Source organism: Paenibacillus favisporus (assembly GCF_040545415.1).
GTDB lineage: Bacteria > Bacillota > Bacilli > Paenibacillales > Paenibacillaceae > Paenibacillus_AQ > Paenibacillus_AQ favisporus.
On sequence record NZ_JBEPLV010000001.1, the window covers coordinates 1,636,743 to 1,656,428 of the forward strand.

Below are 19,686 nucleotides of genomic sequence, written 5' to 3' on the forward strand. Positions count from 1 at the left end.
TTCCAACGCATTTTGTGTTATGATTTCATTGACTCAAGGGAATAAAAGGAGAGTGTGAAATGGAACTTCTTCAACTGAAATATTTTCTCGAGGTAGCTCGTTTGGAACATATGACTGAAGCAGCACGAAGTCTGCATGTCACTCAATCGTCACTAAGCAAAACGATTGGGCGCTTGGAGGAGGATTTGGGGGTCCTGTTATTCGATCGAATAGGGAGGAAACTGCGATTGAATGAGTTTGGAAGCAGATTCTATCGCCGTGCTGAAAGGGCGTTGTTTGAATTGGAACAGGGGAAGCAGGAGATTAGCGATGTGTCCAGCCAAGAACATGGCACACTCGAATTGGCAGTGACCACCGCAAGCACATTGCCTCAGATCCTTCGAGAGTTTCGGAACAAGCGTCCCGATATCCAATTTCATGTGCAAATGCTCACCACGCAGGAAATGGTTACGCTTCTTCATAGAGGAGAGGTTGATTTTTGCTTGTCCTCACCTCCTATAAAAGGGGAAGACATTGAATGTCAAATCATGTTCATCGACCCGATTCTTGTAGCTGTTCCCAAAGGGCATCGGCTTGCTAACCGAAACAGCATATCTTTGACTGAGCTAAGGGATGAATGTTTTGTTGGTGTAAAAAGAGGCTACGGTACTCGTGATCTGGTGGATTCTAAATGCAAATCGGTTGGATTTGTACCTACATATGTGTATGAGGGTGACGAACCTGCAAGGCTAAGTTCTCTAGTAGAAGCGGGAATTGGCATAGCCTTTATACCAAGTACGGCAAGGTATTCTGGGGAACACATCAAATATCTCAAAGTGGAGAATCATGAATTGGTACGAGAAATAGCTTTGTTATGGCACAGAAGTCGGTACATTTCGCGGGCTGCTCTCGAATTCCGTGAGGTAGTTGTGGAATATTTCGGGACGATATCCAGACAGACAAATTAATTATCCTTCATAAAACCCAGAGAAGCAGTTCACCATCAGGGGTAGCAAAATCTAGAAATGGACATCATTGATAAGATAGGAATTTTTTTCGCAAGAATCAATATTGTTTGATCAATCAATGTTAATTTCCTGAAGTTGCCGGGACGGAGTTGGCCCACAGTCTAACGGAGCTCGGTCTCGTTGATGAGTATCGACTCTATCTCCATCCAATCGTGCTGGATCACGGCAAGCCGTTCTTCGCCGGTCCGCGGCCGCCGCTGCGCCTCGTGGCAAGCGATCGAATAGGCGAGAAGGGGTGAATCACTTGATGTTGCAATTACTCGTGAAGTGTCGAGGGACAAGAACATGGTCCCATGAAAGCCGCTATTTTAGCGGTTTTTTTGTTTATCGGTACAAGTTCTTGTCCTGAAGAATAAAGTTCGGGAAAAAACAAGCTCTATTGCGATGTCCAACTGATACTTTCTTAACTAATCAAAACTTTACCTATACCCATGGTAAGGTAGCATGATAACATATTACTGTTGTCCAAAAAATTTCCATTTCTGGAGGTGTGTTAATATATGAGCACCAACTTACAAGATTGGATTCAGGAAGCAGATTTGGTCAGGATGCAAAAGGCAATGTCATCGGGTGAGTGTACATCCGAAGCTCTCGTACTTGCATATATCGAGCGTATTCATAGGTATAATCCTCTGATCAATGCCGTATTAGAGATCAATCCAGATGCGCTTGAAATAGCAAGGAACCTTGACCATGAGCGAAATACAACAGGTAGTAGGGGGACGCTGCACGGAATCCCAATCCTGCTCAAGGATAACATCAATACGCACGACCGGATGCACACGAGTGCTGGTTCAATCGCGTTGGCTGAGTCATTTGCTCCTGGAGATTCGTTCATAGTTGCAAAGCTCCGCGCTGCAGGCGCAGTTCTTCTGGGTAAGGCAAATATGACCGAGTGGTCGAATTTTATGTCCAATAGTATGCCAGCTGGATACAGTTCCAGGGGTGGATATGTATTGAATCCATATGGACCTGGCAAGCTCTTCGTCAGTGGGTCAAGTTCAGGATCGGCTGCAGCAGTAGCAGCAAACCTGGCTGCGGCAGCTATTGGAACAGAAACCGCGGGTTCTATTGTTGGGCCAGCCAGCCAACATTTTCTCGTCGGAATAAAGCCAACTGTAGGGCTTGCGAGCCGCAACGGCATTATTCCGATCTCCATAAGTCAGGATACACCAGGGCCAATATCCAAGACAGTCACTGATGCTGCGACACTACTCGGGGCAATCGTCGGGATTGACGAAAACGATAAGGCAACATGGTCTAGCCCCCATCGTACTTTTCACGACTACACATCTTATCTCGACCGATACTTTCTGCGTAAAGCTCGTATAGGGATTCCCAGACATTACTATCGGTCGTTGGATGAAGAAAGACTTTCCATCATGGAATCTGCCATCGAAGTTCTGCGTGAGCAAGGTGCAACAGTTATCGATCCTGTGGACCTTCATTTGGAACAGCATCCATGGAACAATGATGTTATCTGCTACGAATTCAAAACAGGCCTAAATCGCTATTTATCAAAGTTGAACTCGGATATACCCGTACATTCTCTTAAAGAACTGATTGATTATAATCAGAAACACGCTGCATCTGCATTGAAGTTTGGCCAAGACAATCTGATTCGCTCGGAAGAAAATACGTTAAACGAGATAACTTATCAACTTAAACGTCAAGAATATAACCATCAAGCTGTAACAAAAGGGATTGACTATGCACTCGATCAACACGGCTTAGATGCATTAATGTTACCCGGTGACATTGATGGCATGTACATCGCTGCCAGGTTAGGGTATCCTCTTATCACGGTCCCTGCCGGTTATTCAGTCAAAGGAACAATTGATGCGGATGGCGATTCGACTAAGGGTCCATTTGGTGTTGTCTTTTCCGGGGGGGCTTACAGTGAGCCCACGCTAATAGGAATCGCCTATAGTTTCGAGCAAGCGACACTTTCCTGTCGTCCGCCAGATCTGGTGAATTGATGTAATTACTGTTTCTAATTCACACCATTGGAATTATCAAATACATACTGAACGTTCATGGGGTTGGACTTAACCATCGGGAAACAGAAGCTCAATAAAAACAAGAAGCCAGCCGATCACTTTGACCGGCTGGCTTTATTTCAACTAACGGCAATTTATAGCGGACAGAATGTTATGCGCAAGCCATGTCGAGGGACAAGAACATGGTCCCAATGAAAGCCGCTATTTTAGCGGTTTTTGTTTATCGGTACAAGTTCTTGTCCCGAAGAAAAGACAAGAACTTGTACCGATTGCCGAAAAGGACAAGAACATAATCCGATTGCCGATTAGATAAGCATCAAACTACATTTCACTACACAAATTCATTAAGCTAACGGGCAGGTTAGTTGATTTAAACAAAACTTTACCTTGAACTTCCTCCAGGTCAACTATACGATCTTTATAGATGAAGTTATAAAAAAAGGAATTTTATCAAGAGTTATTCAGTCACATATTCGCCTAATCGATTGTTAAGGGGGAATTAAATGTTTGAACAAGTAGATATAAACAGTATCCTCAACGATCTTCATGAAAAAGGCTTAATTGATAACACTGTTATTGCAACTAAAAATAAGACTGGTTCTACAGATGGGCGGGTTTATATTCTTTCAGAGCACAGCGAATCGAAATACGTTTTAAAAATAGATCACTCGAACCAAATTATCTTGGCGGAACAATTTCTTAATACACATCGGCACATTAATCTTTTACCTAAAATTCTCTATACTAATCCAGCAAAAGAGTATATCGTATATTCATACATTGCGGGTACAACTCATACTGCCAGCGGTTTAAAAATCAATTGGTTGACAACTTTGGTAAGAGAGCTCTTCAATCACTACGAAAAACGTCTACATACAGACAAGTGGGGAAGACTGGGGTCACCGGTTCAATCCTGGCGTGAATGGAACATTCGGAGTTTAGAAGATACGAGAAATAATTGGGGAAGTCTTTTACCAATTGAGGATTATTATAGATTGGAATCCATTGTTGAAAGAATATCCAAAAGTGCAGAGAATGAAGCAAGATTTTTCCTCCATGGAGATACTGGTGTCCATAATTTTGTATTTCATGAACACTCATTAGTTGGAGTTATCGACCCTTCGCCAATGATTGGCCCTTTGTTATACGATTTTACGTATGCTTTTTGTTCTTCTCCAGAAGATTTAAACCTAGAGACCATATTGCCTGCATTCAATTTGCTGAATCATGAACCTTTGGAGAGATCAAGGCTTATTGAAGAAGTTATCTTTCAACTTTATTGCCGTATTGGTATCTGTATTCAATTCCATCCGCATGATTTAGAAAGCTATCTAAAAGCGTGGAAGTACTGGAAGGCCCTCCCCATCAATTAATCTTTGACCTCGCAATTTGTTTTATAGCGTTTTTTGGCATAAATCGTTTATTAAGCTAACGGGCAGTTTAGTACAGATAGAAACATCTAAAATATTGTGCTTATTCAGTTGAATGGAGGGTCTGCTATGGGCATTAGGAATTATCTGATTGGTGGCGTTTCCGGCGCTGGCAAAACTACGGTCTGCAACGAATTGCAGCAGCGCGGCTACCATGCTATTCATGGTGACCGTGAATTGGCTTATCAAGGCGATCCGGAAACGGGTACCCCGACGGATGGCTTTAAACCCGAACACCACATTTGGCGTGTTGATAAAGTAAAAGCATTGGTGGACAATCAGGAAGAGGCGGTAACATTTTTCTGCGGTGGTTCGCGGAATTACCCCAAATTCATCGACCTCTTCGACGGCGTGTTTGTCCTTGAAGTCGACCTGGAAACCTCTCTCCGGCGGATTGATGAGCGAGTGGCGCTGGACCCAACTGACTGGGGTGGCAGACCAGAGGAACGGGAAATTAGTGCGCGCTTGCATCAAACGAAAGAAGGCGTTCCTAAAAACGGGATTATAATCGACGCCACCGCACCGATCGCGCACGTCGTTGACGAAATTCTCCGTCAAATCGAAGCAAATGAACGCCAATGACAGTAACTTACGGGCGCTCAAGGACACAGCCCAATACATCAGTGCACCCGGATATGATTAGCACCATCCACTGCGCTAACGGGAAACGATAGTTGAATAAACGACTAAAACGAAGCTGCCGGCACTGATCGGTAGCTTCGTTATTAGCAGTTGTAGTTATCATTCTAGTTGTTTTTCTAAAAATTAATGAAGGTGGCCGCCAAGAGGTATGGTAAGTGGTAAGATAGAGGTAAACCATGAGATATTGGATGTGACAAGACCGTGATGAAGATAGTTCAACCCAAGTCCTTCTTCCTAAAAGGAGGAGATCAAGCGGTATTATTATTACATTCTTTTACAAGCAATACTCGTGATGTAAAAGAACTGGGAAAATTCTTAAACCTTCATGATTTTTCATGTTATGCCCCTGTTTATGAAGGTCATGGTTTAACTCCTGAAGAATTAATTTCCACCAGTCCGACGGAATGGTGGAGGAGTGTAGAAAAAGGGTATCACTTCTTGATCAAGGAGGGTTATGCGCAAATTGCGGTTATAGGTATATCTTTAGGGGGAATACTTGCTTTAGACGTAGGAAAAACATTCAATGTTAATGGTATCGTAACCATGTCTGTACCATATAAAAAAGAAATGAGTTCCTTAAAAGATCGGCTAATCAAATACGCAAGAGCTTTTAAGCAATTTGAAGGAAAAGATGAAAAAGAAATATCCAGAGAAGTGGACGAATTGGAAAAGTCTTCAACTCCATGTTTAATCCATTTTAAACGTTATATTGACAAGACCATGAAAGAGTTAGATAGAATTAATCAACCAATAAGGATCTTGTACGGAGAGTTAGACGAATCTTTGTATAAAGATAGTGCACATTATATACATGATAGAGTGTCTACAAATAATAAATCAATTCACGGTTATCCTAATTCTGAGCATTTGATGACACTAGGAAGTGACCAGAAATTAATTCATGAAGACATCCTATCTTTCCTCAAGCAATTAAATTGGTAAAAGAGGGGCCTTTTATGCTGCAGCTGCACGTGCCAGATGCTGGACTGGCGGAAGATCGGTTCATACGGCAGCACGATTTTGACCGGCAGCGGGAAGGGATCCCCGGTGATCTGCAGAATCGTTCGTGCCGTGTCGGAGGACAAGTGTCGAGGGACAAGAACATGGTCCCAATGAAAGCCGCTATTTTAGCGGTTTTTTTGTTTATCGGTACAAGTTCTTGTCCCGATTCAAGGACAAGAACTTGTACCGATTGCCGTAATGGACAAGAACATGAGCCGATTACCGATTTGATAAGTATCTAACTATATCACCTACGACAGTACATTCATACGTTTATTTATTTTCTACCTATTTAGCAATTTCCACACAACATTTTCCTCTTTATAGATTCATGCGCAGGGTTAGATAAGTGGCAGCAGCAGAAAATCAACAGCCTATGGAAATATGTAACTTTACTAAAAAGTAAAGCGGTTTTTATACTAAAGAGCCTACGAAGTCTGATGCTCGCTTGGAGTTGGTGAATTGCACAATAAACTAACCAACCACAGAGCGAATGACCGTAATGGCAATAAAATGAGGATCATGGTGATAGCAATCGTGATGGCCGTGATCAAGAGGGGGGATTGAGCAGTAACCTGACATCGATCGAGTTTTACGTATGATCTTTACTGTACCAGGAAAAGGAACTAGAGCATGAGCAGGTTTAAAGATGTATAGTCCCAACCTTTGACGAATCAATTTAAAGCGCTTTCAATCATCATAAGAAACGGGTGATTACATTAATGCCAAAAAGGATTGTTTACGCAAAAAGAAGCGCTATATCCATTCTTTCACTCATGTTGGTTATGGTATCGCAATGGTGGCTAGCGGCTCCGGCAGATGCACGAGTGGACAAAGCATTCGGAGAGCCGGTCTCCATCGGTTCCCCGATTGAGAACGTAGCTGTTTTTGACGCGGCTTTCGGAAACGAAGATGGCCGAGATGTCATGTATACGACGGTAACTGGTAAGCCGGCCATATTCCAGGTGGTAGATCTGGTGAGCAGGGAGGTGCTGCGCAAATTCAGGCTTGAAGGAACCGAAAGCTCCTGGACGCATATCACTCTGCCGGACGGTACGGTCTATATTGGTGGTAATGGTAAGCTGTATACGTATTCGCCTGTAACGAAGGAGCTGCGCGACCTGGGCGGGATTGGAGAAAGTGTCGTATACGGACTGACGTATGACGAACAGGGCCGGGTATATTTCGGTTCTTATCCAAATGCCAAGGTTGGACGCTACGATCCCTCCACCGGCGAGATGAAGGATTACGGCAACGTAATGCCTGGTCAAAGTTATACCCGGGCCACAGCCTATCATAATGGATATCTGTATGCAGGTATCGGTATTCAGGGAAGCCTTGTAAAGGTGAACGTGGATACGGGGGAAAAGGAACAAATTCCGCTGCCGACATATGGTGGTGCGGTGGAGACTGCGCAAGTGTATCAGCTTGATGCAGCAGGAAAGTATATCGTAGCTGGCTTGAGCGGAGGGAATAACGCTCTGCTGTTCTATGACACGGAGGCCGGGGATTGGAGTGATACCTATTTTTTGGACAATAAGGGAATTCGATTATCGTTTGGCGAGCCGGGCAGCAACAAAGTATATTTCGTACAGAACAACCGGTTGATGGAGCTCGATCTCATCACAATGGACGCGGTCGACACCGGAATCGAATATACCACCTACCTTCGCAATACCGCGTGGGTCGAGATGACGAACGATCCGGAGCTCCCGGGAAAATCGCTGGCTACCGTCATGTGGTCGGGAGCGGTGGCTTACATGAATATGGAGACGAAGAAGGTAAAGTCGGTTACCTACCCGTTCTCCGGTAATCCGATTCCGATTCAGACGCTGGAGAAAGGGCCGGACGGTAAGCTGTACATGAGCGGTTATCCGGGTGGGAAAGGGGCTGCATATTCCCCGATTTCCGGTGAAATTGAAACATTCTCTTTAGGACAGGCGGAAGGCATGGCTGCACTCGGAGACAAAATGTACTTCGGTCTTTATCCGGGAGGTTACATCCGGGAGCTGGACGTGAACCAGCCGATTCAGGATGGAGTCAATCCGAAGGAGATATATAAAATTCCTCACGAGGACAGACCGTTCGCCATGACGTCTGGCGAAGGTAAGCTGTATATTGGCACGATTCCGGACTACGGAGAACTCGGCGGCTCGCTGACCGTGTATGATCCGTCACGCGGTCCTGAACAAGGATTTACTGTCTATGAGGACGTTGTACACAACCAGTCGATCGTCGGCCTTGCCGTCCACAACGGAAAGCTTTACGGTTCGACTACCATAGCTGGCGGCCTTGGAATCGATCCGACGGAGACAGCGGCCAAAATATTTGTATGGGATATCGCCAGTGGAAGGAAGCTTCAAGAATTCGTTCCCGCCATCCCGGGTGCATCCGTTCAACCTAACATGATTGGCGGACTAAGTATCGGTCCTGACGGATTGCTCTGGGCAGCGGCGGATGGGACGATCTTCGCCATGGATCCGGAGACAATGGATATCGTGAAAAGCGCCAATATTTATCCGTCCGTATCCAATTATGGAAGATGGCGTCCGGTTCACATCCGGTGGAGCGAAGACGGCTACATGTTCACGACGCTTGCGGGCAGGATAACCGTAGTCGATCCAGAAGATCCGGAAGCTGCGGTCACGCTCTCGTCAACGCAATTGATGACACTTGGCGAAGACGGGCATATCTATTATTCAGATGATACATTACTTAAAAAAATCGAAGTGACGAAGGGAAGCGGAGCTGTTCACATCCCGATCGAGATCCCTCTATTGAACGGAAGCTTTGACCAGCCTCTTGATTCCGGCGTGATCCCGGGCTGGAGCTCCTTGTTTAATATAACGCCAAACGTGTCTTTTGGGCTGAGTGATGAGCAGACCGTAAGCGGGCCGAGTAGCCTGAAGATAACGGATACTTCCACGACGGAAACGGTTGCGGTCGCATCCGATTCCGTTCCCGTGAAACCGGGTACGGCGTATTCGGCGAGATTCCAGGTTTACTTGCAGGAAGGACGTACCCTCGCTTCATTGAATTACTATGATACCAACCATAAGCAAGTCGGCGGGACTTCGCTTCAAATTACCGCAGGAAACGGAAAATGGCAGCAGCTTGAGATGAGCACCGTTGCTCCGGAGAATGCAGCTTACGTCAGGCTGGTCTTTTTCTGTTCCCAGTTATGGATGACGAAGGCGTATTATGATGATGCATTCATAACCTATATGGAGACGGTCACGCCGGATCAGCTGCCGGAATTAATCGAATCTCGAATCGATCAAGGTGAGATACAATACCCGCTGTCGAAGCAGCTTTCTAATGCAATCCGTCAAGCACTGTTTCACTATAGAGAGGGCCGCCTCGAACAAGCGGTTCATCAGTTGGAGAATGCACTGAAGCATCTGGATCGTTCGGGGGAAGGAGACATCGAGGAAGGAACCCGGATATACGTTCAAAGCGTAATTCGCGCGTTCATCCAATCCTGGCGTTAAATAGATAAACGGATCAATTATCGTTGATCCAATGAAGAGAGCTGGAATTCACCCTTCCATGCTCTCTTTTTTGTACGAGCTAATGTTATGCGCAAGCCATGGAAAGGCGCCCGCTATGAGGTAGAATAAAACGGCGGACTGCCCCAAGAAAAAATCCTCTGACCAATCATTCTCGACCATGTACACTTCGTCGTAAAATGTCACAAAAAAATGACGCACCAATTGTGCGTCATTTACGTTTTCATTCATAGTTATTTATGGATTGTTGATAGAAAACACGTTCTCTCCATTGCGTGGGGGTCATATTAAAGTGTTTTTTAAACTGCTTTGAAAATTCCATCTGATTGTCATATCCGACACTATTGGCAACTTCTTTTATGGTCATGCTGCTCTTCTTGAGAGATTGCGAAGCCATCTCCATTTTAAGAGAAATAATAAATTGCTGCGTGCTTATGCCGCAAATGCTTTTGAAGATGCGTGCCAGGTGACTGCGGTCTATGTTTAAAAAATGGGCAATTTCGGAAACGGCTATCCGTTTGTGCACATTGCTTCTTATATAGTTTTTGGCATAAGAGACATAGGTTTCTGCCGTATTCTCATCTTTCGTCAATAATTTGCCCTTCGTAAGCGCCGCGATAAACGGCCAAAAATGGCTCATGATCGTTTCAAAGTCAGTCCAGCCTAAATCGATTATATTCTTCAGCGCGTTTCCGACGCCGTTATCATCATTTATGACGTGGTTCTCGTGCGAGAAGCCTGTCACGGACATCATCTTCTCCGAGAAGGTGCCGTCAAACTCTATCCAGCGATACAGCCACGGATCATGGTCATCCGCCTTATAATAAGCCGTTTGTTTCGGATAGATCAGGAAAAACTGTCCCGCGTGTACTTGATAAACTTTTTTATTAATATGCAACTCGCCATGCCCGCTGTAAATGTAATGGATGAGATAGAAGTTACGCGCCGCGGGCCCGAAGGAATATCCGTTATCGCACTGCTGTTCCCCATATTGCATGGGATAAATATCGGATGAGATTAAAGGACTTTTAGCATAATAGAGTTTCATTGCATTCAGCTCCCGGAACTACTATATCACATTTCCCCATAATCACTCGATAAAAACACATTTATCTACTCCACTATTTATCCTATCATAACAATAAAAATGCAACTTGCGAGGAGGATTTCTTATGGAGAAAGTATCAGCTAAGGTTACATCAAGGACAGCGCCGGACAAGATCACGGATCCCGACTACATGTTTCCGGCTTTCTCGAACGGCAAGGTGCTTCTGAATAAAAAGCAAGGACGCCTCCCTGCCATGGGCTGGAACAGCTGGAATGCCTTCGGCAGCAAGAACAACGAGGCTCTCACAAAGACGATGGCGGACGCGATCGTCGATTTGGGACTTGCGGAGTTGGGATACAAGTATGTTGTGCTCGATGACGGCTGCTATAAGTCCGAACGCGTCAACGGATTGCTTTCTAACGAATCGATTAAATTTCCAAGCGGCTTTAAGGCGCTATCCGATTACATCCACGGCAAGGGACTTAAATTCGGTATGTACAACGATATAGGGACACATCTTTGCGCAGGCTCCGCGGTAGGCACTTGCGGCTTTGAGGATGTCGACACGAGGTCTTATATAGAATGGGGGGTTGATTTTATCAAGGTTGACAATTGCTACTACCTTTGGGATAACGCCACGTTCTCGGACTCGGCAAATGCCAAATATTCCTATGCCCCGAATATCAGAAGCATAACGGTTATGGGCGAAAAACTGAATATTACTTTAAATGCGGTGAAGGACGGTGTGCTTCTAGGCCAGGGCGTATACAAAAACAGTGGCGACTATGTAACAAACATCGGTACCTTCGACGGAACAAACGTGGGGACAACACCTGTGGGCGACCGCTGGGGAGAGCTGGCGTTTACCGTGAACGCGCCAGCTGGCGGAAACTACGCCATAACCGTCAATTACGCAAGCGGCGAGGAGAATGGCACGGGACGCTGGCTTCAGCTGGCGGTTGGAAACGCAGAGAATGAAACCCGATATTTTGATGATTTGCTTCCTCTTACCGAAAGTACGGCTGCCTTTGCAGATTCGGAAGAAATAACGGTTTCCCTAAATGAGGGAGAAAACATCATCCGTCTTATGAACCATAGAAGGCAGGAAAATACCCTTAATTCCTATGCGGTTTTGCTGGAAGGCTTGAACAAGGTTGACCCTAACCATGATATTGTATTCTCCATCTGCGAATGGGGGAAAACGCAGCCGCAAAACTGGGGATATAAGGTTGGAGACTCCTGGCGCATTCTTAACGATATAACCTTCAGCGTCGGCTCCGATGGCAATCCGGGCTCCGCCGAATGGAGTTCAAACCATACCGCAAGCATAACCTCGCAATATAGCAAGGCGGTCATTATGGATGAGTTTGCCGGGCTTGATAAGGGGTGGAACGATTCCGATATGCTTGTCATCGGTATGAACGGGATCACGACGACCATGAGCAAAACGCATATGACGATGTGGTGCATGATGAATTCTCCGATTATGCTTGGAATGGATTTAAGACGGATTGCAAAGGGCGACGAGCTATGGAGGATTATTGCGAACAAAGAGGTCATCGCCTTGAATCAGGATCCCCTCGGTGTCCAGGCCAAAAGAATTTATTGCTCTATCGACCATGACAATCCCGATACGGCCTATATTGCGAATATCAACCGGGTTGATATTCTGGCAAAGCCTCTTGCGAACGGAGATATGGCCATATCCTTTATCAATCTCAGCGACTCGAAAGATACGAAAATGCACTCCGTTGATGTAAGCCGCATTATCGATTATCTTGGGCATAAAATGGTTGATGCTGAAAAATTCAAACATGCAGCAAGCTATTGCCTAAAGGATTTATGGACAGGCGAGGTTACAACGAGGATATCAGAGACCTTTTCTGTTACAGGCATTGACGCCTATGACAATGTTACCCTAAGAGTTACTCCTGTATAGTAAGCTGATGATTGAGGATCTTGTTACTACCGAACAGTTTGTGATCATGGTCATTAGAAGCATAAAAGGCCATATAGAACCAACGCGCGGCAGTTGGTCGTCAGGCTATATGGATTACGCGTTGTATAAGGGAATAATCGAGGACTATGATCTAACCAACATAAGCAAACCCATTGAGCGCCGTTCCGCTGCAAGAATCGTTCACGAGACCCTGCTGACAGAATTCGGAGAAAGAGACGAGCATGATTGGTCGGCGGCAGAATATCTTAGGGACTTGTATTCCTGCCGTACCTGCGTCATGCATATAGCGCAGATGTATGTAAAAGGTATAATGCACGGACGTGACCCATACCTGTTCGATACAGCGGGCAGCTTAAATCGTGTTGAAGCCGAAGAAGTTGTTGCGAGAATGCTTGATAGGGAGCAGCGTATGCCTCACACAGGGGGCAGAGTATTTCAAAGTAAACATCTGACCCCCGAGGAAGCATGGGAGCTTATGGTGAATGACCCTACGGCTATGCTAGTAGATGTGCGGACGAATGAGGATTATCGAACAGGGCATATCCGGGGAAGCATTTGTATACCGTTACAGGATATCTCCAATAACCCGTTCTCGGTATGCGTGCGAAAGGATACTCCAGTAATCCTTTACTGTCAAATGGGGTATAAAAGTTCTATAGCGGCACAAGCCCTTATAGATGCAGGTTATAGCAGAGTTTATACGATTCCAGGAATAGAGCAGTATTCGTATCCTTTAATATAGGAGACCGGCTGCTTCCGCTGTCCTCATAATAGCCCCCGTCTTGCATGGCAGGCTTCGAGGGTGCGGGATATGTGACGGGCTACGGCGGATCAATTCAGAACTTTGAGAAAATCTACTGAAGGATATTATGAATAATTCAACTTTCGCATACGGAAGGAAAATCATCCATGCAACCATTAACCGCAAGCGGGCTTCGCTTTAACATCGCTCTTTATGGGCAGTAGCTTAGGGAAAGTGAACGGCAAAGGTGGTTTGCCATCTTTATTTTGGTTAATGTGGGTTTCCCGGATTCCCGATTGCTTACAGAGCAGACAGTATCTTACTGTGCGTTCAGCAGGACAATAAGATTTCAATTTTCGTTCCCTGCCATACTTTGGATTGCACTTGGATTTCGCCACCGTGCGCTTCCACGATGGCTTTGGCGATGCTCATTCCGAGACCGGAGCCAAACGTCGATTCTTCTGTATTCGTTCCCCGGTAGTAGCGATTGAACAAATGTTGCAGGGTATCCTCGTCCATTCCTTTACCGTTATCGATCACTCGTATGCAAGCCTTGTCGTTGATCCTACCGACAGAGACAGTGACAACTAGGCCCGGGGGATTATGCTTAACGGCGTTGGACAGCAAGTTGTCCATTAGCCGCTGCAGCCAGGTCTCATCTGCTTTTACCATTAAGGGACGCTCATCCCCAACATAGTGAAACTGATACTCGGACATTGTGGCGTCGTTGACGTACTCCAGAACGGAGCGGCGTACTAACTCATCCAAATCCAACTCCCGAAGACTCATGATAGAATCTCCCTGCTTAAGCTGATGAATCATGGAAAAGTCGGAGATCAGCTCAAGCATATAACCCCCTTTTTCCCGAATCGTCGTTCCCATGATCTGCATTTCTTCCTGACTCCATTGCTCAGGCAGACTCTCCAGCATATATCCGTAGCCTTGAATGGTGGACAGGGGGGTACGCAGATCGTGGGAAATTCCTGACATCCACTCCGCTTGTGCCTTTTCCAGCCTTTCACGTTCCTTCTCGGTTTGTGCCAGTTGATGAGTCATCTGATAGAAGGATTCAATCACTTCCTTATACAGTTTGTACCTGATTCGCAATGTGCCGTTGCGGCGGAATACCTTGCGCTTGTCCTTGGTGGTCAGCACTTCGTCGTATTGCCCCTTACGCATGCGCTCGAACCAGCCTGCGAACAGAATGAGCGGCTGACCGTAGCGGAATCCATGCCATATGGAGACCGGAACCGCCAAGAGAAGGATTAGACCAGAAAACCATAAGAGACCACGTGTTGCCGTATCGAGCACCGGATGCTTCATGGGACTTCCGGTTGGATTAGGCGTATAGAGGATCCAGGTCCTTCCGCTCAGCTTGTCCCGTTGGGAGACAATATTTGTCTCATAATTGCTGGGTGATTGCTGGATGGCCAGAACATCCAGCGGACGATATGCCTTCTTTATGATTGCTTCATCGCCGATGCCTTGTATGGTATTGCCTGCGGGGTCAATCACCTGCAGATAGCTGCCGGTGTCGCGCAGTCGCTGTTCCAAGGTGGGGACCGCTTCACTTCGCACCATCCCCTGCAAACCGTAATCGTCAAACCAGGCCATAAGCTGGTCGAGATTGGGACTATGGTAGCCCAGCATATATAGGTGCGGCTCGTTGAAGGCAAAATTTAGCTCTGTGTTTACGGCATACGTTCCAAGTGTACGTGTCTCTTGAATATCAAGCAATTGAGCGACGGAGTAGGAGGTCGGCAGCACATGCTGCGGAGTAGAGTTGACATTGTAAACAACTTTTCCTTCGGCATTAACAACTTGCAGCCACATTCCTTTTTCTTCGATAAGCTTCACCCACTTGGACGAAATCTGAATGGTCCCATCCTTGGAGTTAGCTTCTTGAGCGATCAGCTGCAGGGCGCCTGCCGGAAAGTTTCGGCGCATTTCATTGTTCTTCGCATTCTGAAAGTACAGGATGCAGGCTACCAGCGTAATGGCGAGAATCAGCAGGGAATAGAAGATCAATTGATACGTAAAGTGGAAAGCCATGCGTTGTTGTATTTTCATCGCTCCTGCGACTCCTTCGCCAGCTTGTATCCTAGCCCGCGGACGGTAACGAGCAGCTTCGGATCACCGGGATCGATCTCGATCCGCTCCCGTATGCGCCGAATATGTACCATAACCGTCGAGTCATCGCCCAGACCGTTGATCCCCCAAACCTTGTCGTATAGCTGTGTTTTGGAAAAAACGATTCCGGGATGCTTGCAGAAGTGCAGCAGCAGTTGGAACTCCTGCGCGGGGCATGGAACAGGCTGTCCATCCACGATCAGCTCGCCCTCCGCCTCGTTAACGGTAAAATGGCCAAACCGATATACTCCCGGATCAGGCCGCTTCACCGGGTTGGCTGGAGGAGCATCCGGCTCCAGTCGCCGGATGCGCGCCTGAATTCTCGCAGCCACCTCCAAGGGATTGAAGGGCTTGGTGATATAATCGTCCCCGCCCATAGCGAAGCCTCGCAGGACATCGAGATCGGAAGCCTTAGCCGTCAGGAACAAAATATGCGGATTCCCATATTCGCGGAGCTTCGAGCAGAGCTCTAGTCCGCTGCCGTCGGGGAGCATAATATCGAGCAGGACGATATCGGGGGCAATGCGCGTCGCTACATCGAGTGCTTCTGCACAGGTTGACGCTGCGTACAAGCGATGAAACCCTTCCCTGCGGAGCACCATTTGGAGCATCGTAACAATCGAGGGCTCGTCGTCAACGATTGCAATTTTAATATCTGATAGATTAGTCATCATGTTCACCCTTTCCCATAGTAGCATACTCACATTAACAGAACCTAAACAGCTGGGGGCAATATTAAGGTATTGTTCATCTCTTCGTTTAGGTTCTGTTTTAGTAGCGTTGATAAGATTAGAAATGAGGCTGCTAAGCTGCCACCAAACGCGCAGCCCCAGGAAAGGCTTGAGAAACGTGACCTGTAGTCGCAGAATTCGTTCTTGCTACATTTATCAAATTAGGAAAAGGAGATTTTATGCAAATGAAAAAAATAAGCGTATCATTGTTGTCCCTAGCCCTGCTTACCTCTGGATTCTCTTCCGTGCATGCAGCAGAGAAAGCCTCTACTGTATGGCTTAACGGTGAGCAAATCCAATTCAGCAACTCGACATCGATCGTAGAAAAAGGGGTGACACTCGTTCCGATGCGTCCACTATTGGAGAAGTTGGGTGTCAAAGTGAACTGGAATGGAGCGGCCCATACCGTTAATGGTACCAAAAACGGCTTATCCTTGTCCCTGAAGATTGGCATTGCCAATGCAACTGTAAACGGCAAAACGGTCAAGCTGGGTGTATCTCCAAAGCAAGTCCGGGATGTAACGTATGTGCCACTTCGCTTTATCGCGGAGACTGCAGGCTATCAAGTGGCCTGGAATCAATCCTCTCGCCAGATAAGCCTTACTTCCAAGCAGCAAACGGAAGGCAGTCGTGGATATTTGTGGAAGGTAGAGCATAAAGGCAATACGGTGTATCTGCTGGGTTCACTTCACTACGTGCTTGAAGGAATGTACCCGCTAAGTCCAGAGATTGAGAATGCCCTCAAAGCAGCTGATTACTTGGGTGTTGAGGTCGACTTGTCAAAGGTCACTCCCGAAGAATTACAAAAACTAGTGTTGGAACTGGGTGTTTATAAAGACGGTACAACATTGAAAGATCATATCTCCGCTGAAACGTATAAAAAAGTCACCGCCCTTCTAAAAGAAAATGGAATGTCAGTGAACAGCTTCGACCATTTCAAACCGTGGTTCGTCCAACAAAACGTTCTGGGCATTATCGCTGGCAAAGAAGGATATCAGTCAGACATTGGGATTGACCAGTACCTGATCGATAATGCCAACAAAGCGAAAAAACCGGTTGTTGCTTTGGAAACTATCGATTCCCAATTCCAAACGAACAATAACTACTCAGACGCGCTGCAGGAAAAATTGCTGCTCCAAACACTGGACCCATCTGCTGGGGTCACCCTTGCTCCGGATGGAGGGATCGATACTTTCGCCAAAATGTGGAGAGAGGGAGATGATAACGCATTGAATGCGTATATCAACTCTTCAGATTGGGATGCTGAATATCACAAAGCTTTGCTGACTGACCGCAATGGAGAAATGGCAGACAAGATAAAAGACTATCTGAATGGTGATAAAAAAGAAACCTATCTAGTCGTCGTCGGAATGCTGCACGTGTTAGGCGACGAAGGGGTCGTTCCATTGCTGAAGATGGAAGGCTATAAAGTGGAAAGACAGTAGTCCTTATACGATTTGGTACACAAAAGTTACCAAAATGATGTTCTCAGCAACTCTAAGGATAAAGAGACGCTAAGGGGCCAGCTTATCAATAGACGAAAGAGGAGCCTACGAGAGCCGAAGCTTCCAAGCCGGCACCAACCCAAACAAAAGAAGAGAAATCAAAAACCAAAACAGCCAAATCACTAACCAAATCTTCGAACAAATCACCAGCTGAAAGCAGACAAGAAAAAGATCAAATAAGACTTTAGATATTAGAGCTTTCAAGAAATTTCCTAGCTTATGGCACTTCACTTGGAATGGCCAGAAGCTCCACTTTTAACAGAACCTTAACGACGGGAGATTAATTTAGCTGATGTTTAACGGTTCGTTTAGGCTCTGTTTCAATAGAGCTGCTAGGATAATGAATAAGCAAAGCAATCAACATCCCAAAAGGAAAACAGAGGCGACATTCCATAATGAATTAAGGAGGGATAATGTATGATCATGACCACTACGTCTACTATTGAAGGTTCACCGGCCAGGCAGTATTTGGGCATTGCCACTGGTGAAGTGATCATGGGGGCTAACGTATTCAGAGACTTCAAGGCTTCCATTACCGATCTGGTAGGGGGGCGCTCGCGCGCTTATGAAGGTAAGCTTCAGGAAGCAAGGGATGCGGCATTTGCTGAGATGACCCAGAAAGCTTCGAGGATGGGAGCTAACGGGATTGTTGGAGTCGATATTGACTATGAAGTTATTCGCGAGGGCATGTTAATGGTCGCTGTAAGCGGGACTGCGGTAATCTTATAAGCCCACTTAGCAGCATTGCTATGATAGTTGGCATGGATTGTGCAGGAGCGCGCGCTAGAAAATATTAATTTATAATGGGAGTTGTTTTTGATGTCAACCAAAAGGGACTTGCAGCAAGAATCTTTGGATCCCGCCCTTCGAGTTCGTCCCCGCATGCGATGGGGTGTTCTCGCATATTTCCTCTACATTGCAGTCTTCTACGGTATTTTTGTGCTCAACGGCATCGACTATATGCAAGTGGGCGAGAGTGAGCGGACCCTTCTTCTCGGGTACGTAGCAACGCTGTCCGGCGGTGCTATACTAACCCTCACAGTCGTCTCGATCTACGGATGGTGGCTCCCCGCCCTGGTAGAAAGGCAGAGTCTTTCTCGATGGACGATGACGTTCCCGATTATCATGGCGGTCATCGCGATCTTGAACATGCTGACCGGAGATTTCACCCGTGTTACACCCCTCATGTGGCTGTATCTCATCATCGGCAGCATCCTGGTCGGCTTCAATGAGGAGATGATTCATCGCGGTCAATTGATAGTCGCTCTGCGCAGCAGATTGGGTGAAACTGGAGTCTGGCTGCTCTCAACAGCTATGTTCGCAGTCTTCCACCTGCCGGGTATGTTTTTGGGCCTCGGAGCTGGTGCGCTATTCCAGGTAGTGATGGCATTCGGCCTCGGTTCGATTTTCTATCTTGCCAGGAGGTCGACCGGATCGCTCGTGGCCTCCATGTTCCTGCACGGACTTTGGGACTTTAGCGTTTTTTCTACACATAACTCGTCGTTTCACCTGGCTGGTATATTAGCACCGTTGTTGGCGATCGCTGCGGCGATCACGGTTCCGATCATTCTCTACCGTGAAAAGCGACGCGATAGTATGAAACGTGTAAAGAAGTAAACTGAAGAATGGGTAACTTCAACTGACTAAACTCATCCTGTATAGGATGTTGGTCGAAAAAAACCAAGGAGCTAAGCGTTGCAACTGGTGTCGGGGGACAAGAACAAAGTCCCATTGAAAGTCGCTATTATAGCGGCTTTTTTGTTTTATCGGAACAAGTTCTTGTCCCGAGTCGAGGACAATAACTTGTTCCGATTACTGTAATGGACAAGAACATAGTCCGATTACCGATTAGATAAGTATCCCAACTGGGTACCCATGCAAAAAGTCATTAGGCTAACGGGCAGGATACCACGCGACAGTTGCTTTTTCTGTTATTTTTGTGCTGCGGCATCGAAGATCCTATGGGCTCAATAGATAATA

Annotated in this window: 15 protein-coding genes; 12 read left to right on the top strand and 3 right to left on the bottom strand. The window is 46.3% G+C overall.

From position 1 onward, the window contains the following. Positions 1-59 precede the first annotated feature (59 nt). From ABID47_RS07640 to ABID47_RS07670, 7 genes are all read left to right on the top strand, one after another. Positions 60-947 carry a LysR family transcriptional regulator gene (locus ABID47_RS07640; RefSeq protein WP_354495550.1) on the top strand — a complete coding sequence of 296 codons (888 nt, stop codon included), beginning with the start codon at positions 60-62 and terminating at the stop codon, positions 945-947. A gap of 149 nt (positions 948-1,096) precedes the next feature. Beyond that, a complete protein-coding gene (locus ABID47_RS07645; protein ID WP_354495551.1) occupies positions 1,097-1,246 on the top strand; it encodes a hypothetical protein in 150 nt (49 codons plus the stop codon). Positions 1,247-1,507: 261 nt separating this feature from the next. After that, positions 1,508-2,986 (top strand): amidase family protein, encoded by a 1,479-nt coding sequence (locus ABID47_RS07650; RefSeq protein ID WP_354495552.1) that lies wholly within the window; start codon positions 1,508-1,510, stop codon positions 2,984-2,986. A 524-nt stretch (positions 2,987-3,510) separates the two neighbouring features. Further along, the gene (locus tag ABID47_RS07655) at positions 3,511-4,380 is read left to right on the top strand and encodes a phosphotransferase (protein ID WP_354495553.1); all 870 of its coding nucleotides are present in this window, start codon (positions 3,511-3,513) and stop codon (positions 4,378-4,380) included. 126 nt (positions 4,381-4,506) lie between these two features. After that, positions 4,507-5,019 carry an AAA family ATPase gene (locus ABID47_RS07660; protein ID WP_354495554.1) on the top strand — a complete coding sequence of 171 codons (513 nt, stop codon included), beginning with the start codon at positions 4,507-4,509 and terminating at the stop codon, positions 5,017-5,019. Positions 5,020-5,283: 264 nt separating this feature from the next. Continuing rightward, positions 5,284-6,021: an alpha/beta hydrolase gene (locus ABID47_RS07665; protein WP_354495766.1), complete on the top strand. Its 738-nt coding sequence runs from the start codon at positions 5,284-5,286 to the stop codon at positions 6,019-6,021. Between the two features lie 887 nt (positions 6,022-6,908). Then, complete coding sequence (locus ABID47_RS07670; RefSeq protein WP_354495555.1) at positions 6,909-9,572, top strand: FIMAH domain-containing protein; 2,664 nt, start codon at positions 6,909-6,911, stop codon at positions 9,570-9,572. A gap of 241 nt (positions 9,573-9,813) precedes the next feature. On the opposite strand, the gene ABID47_RS07675 is transcribed toward ABID47_RS07670, so the two are convergent. Continuing rightward, positions 9,814-10,638 carry an AraC family transcriptional regulator gene (locus tag ABID47_RS07675; RefSeq protein ID WP_354495556.1) on the bottom strand — a complete coding sequence of 275 codons (825 nt, stop codon included), beginning with the start codon at positions 10,636-10,638 and terminating at the stop codon, positions 9,814-9,816. 124 nt (positions 10,639-10,762) lie between these two features. Here ABID47_RS07675 and ABID47_RS07680 point away from each other — a divergent pair, with 124 nt between their 5' ends. Together ABID47_RS07680 and ABID47_RS07685 are read left to right on the top strand one after the other, a co-directional pair. After that, on the top strand, positions 10,763-12,577 hold the full coding sequence (locus tag ABID47_RS07680) for an alpha-galactosidase (protein WP_354495557.1): 1,815 nt from the start codon (positions 10,763-10,765) through the stop codon (positions 12,575-12,577). 109 nt (positions 12,578-12,686) lie between these two features. Next, on the top strand, positions 12,687-13,340 hold the full coding sequence (locus ABID47_RS07685) for a rhodanese-like domain-containing protein (protein ID WP_354495558.1): 654 nt from the start codon (positions 12,687-12,689) through the stop codon (positions 13,338-13,340). 330 nt (positions 13,341-13,670) lie between these two features. Here ABID47_RS07685 and ABID47_RS07690 read toward each other — a convergent pair whose 3' ends face one another. Together ABID47_RS07690 and ABID47_RS07695 are read right to left on the bottom strand one after the other, a co-directional pair. After that, positions 13,671-15,410 (bottom strand): HAMP domain-containing sensor histidine kinase, encoded by a 1,740-nt coding sequence (locus ABID47_RS07690; RefSeq protein WP_354495559.1) that lies wholly within the window; start codon positions 15,408-15,410, stop codon positions 13,671-13,673. Then, entirely contained in the window at positions 15,407-16,141 is a 735-nt protein-coding gene (locus tag ABID47_RS07695; RefSeq protein ID WP_354495768.1) for a response regulator transcription factor, read from the bottom strand. The genes ABID47_RS07690 and ABID47_RS07695 overlap by 4 nt, the downstream gene beginning before the upstream one ends. A 245-nt stretch (positions 16,142-16,386) precedes the next feature. Between ABID47_RS07695 and ABID47_RS07700 the strand changes: the two genes are divergently transcribed. The 3 genes from ABID47_RS07700 to ABID47_RS07710 all read left to right on the top strand — a co-directional run bounded on the left by ABID47_RS07700 (position 16,387) and on the right by ABID47_RS07710 (position 19,323). After that, positions 16,387-17,646: a TraB/GumN family protein gene (locus ABID47_RS07700; RefSeq protein WP_354495560.1), complete on the top strand. Its 1,260-nt coding sequence runs from the start codon at positions 16,387-16,389 to the stop codon at positions 17,644-17,646. A 477-nt stretch (positions 17,647-18,123) separates the two neighbouring features. Continuing rightward, a complete protein-coding gene (locus ABID47_RS07705) occupies positions 18,124-18,435 on the top strand; it encodes a YbjQ family protein (RefSeq protein ID WP_354495561.1) in 312 nt (103 codons plus the stop codon). A gap of 90 nt (positions 18,436-18,525) precedes the next feature. Next, a complete protein-coding gene (locus tag ABID47_RS07710; RefSeq protein ID WP_354495562.1) occupies positions 18,526-19,323 on the top strand; it encodes a CPBP family intramembrane glutamic endopeptidase in 798 nt (265 codons plus the stop codon). Positions 19,324-19,686: the final 363 nt, after the last annotated feature.

Excerpts from the sequence above, each read along its gene's own strand:
- ABID47_RS07660 (WP_354495554.1), top strand. The coding sequence starts at position 4,507 with ATGGGCATTAGGAATTATCTGATTGGTGGCGTTTCCGGCGCTGGCAAA.
- ABID47_RS07640 (WP_354495550.1), top strand. The coding sequence starts at position 60 with ATGGAACTTCTTCAACTGAAATATTTTCTCGAGGTAGCTCGTTTGGAA.
- ABID47_RS07655 (WP_354495553.1), top strand. The coding sequence starts at position 3,511 with ATGTTTGAACAAGTAGATATAAACAGTATCCTCAACGATCTTCATGAA.
- ABID47_RS07700 (WP_354495560.1), top strand. The coding sequence starts at position 16,387 with ATGAAAAAAATAAGCGTATCATTGTTGTCCCTAGCCCTGCTTACCTCT.
- ABID47_RS07695 (WP_354495768.1), bottom strand. The coding sequence starts at position 16,141 with ATGACTAATCTATCAGATATTAAAATTGCAATCGTTGACGACGAGCCC.
- ABID47_RS07705 (WP_354495561.1), top strand. The coding sequence starts at position 18,124 with ATGATCATGACCACTACGTCTACTATTGAAGGTTCACCGGCCAGGCAG.
- ABID47_RS07690 (WP_354495559.1), bottom strand. The coding sequence starts at position 15,410 with ATGAAAATACAACAACGCATGGCTTTCCACTTTACGTATCAATTGATC.
- ABID47_RS07685 (WP_354495558.1), top strand. The coding sequence starts at position 12,687 with ATGGATTACGCGTTGTATAAGGGAATAATCGAGGACTATGATCTAACC.
- ABID47_RS07680 (WP_354495557.1), top strand. The coding sequence starts at position 10,763 with ATGGAGAAAGTATCAGCTAAGGTTACATCAAGGACAGCGCCGGACAAG.
- ABID47_RS07665 (WP_354495766.1), top strand. The coding sequence starts at position 5,284 with ATGAAGATAGTTCAACCCAAGTCCTTCTTCCTAAAAGGAGGAGATCAA.
- ABID47_RS07710 (WP_354495562.1), top strand. The coding sequence starts at position 18,526 with ATGTCAACCAAAAGGGACTTGCAGCAAGAATCTTTGGATCCCGCCCTT.
- ABID47_RS07675 (WP_354495556.1), bottom strand. The coding sequence starts at position 10,638 with ATGAAACTCTATTATGCTAAAAGTCCTTTAATCTCATCCGATATTTAT.
- ABID47_RS07650 (WP_354495552.1), top strand. The coding sequence starts at position 1,508 with ATGAGCACCAACTTACAAGATTGGATTCAGGAAGCAGATTTGGTCAGG.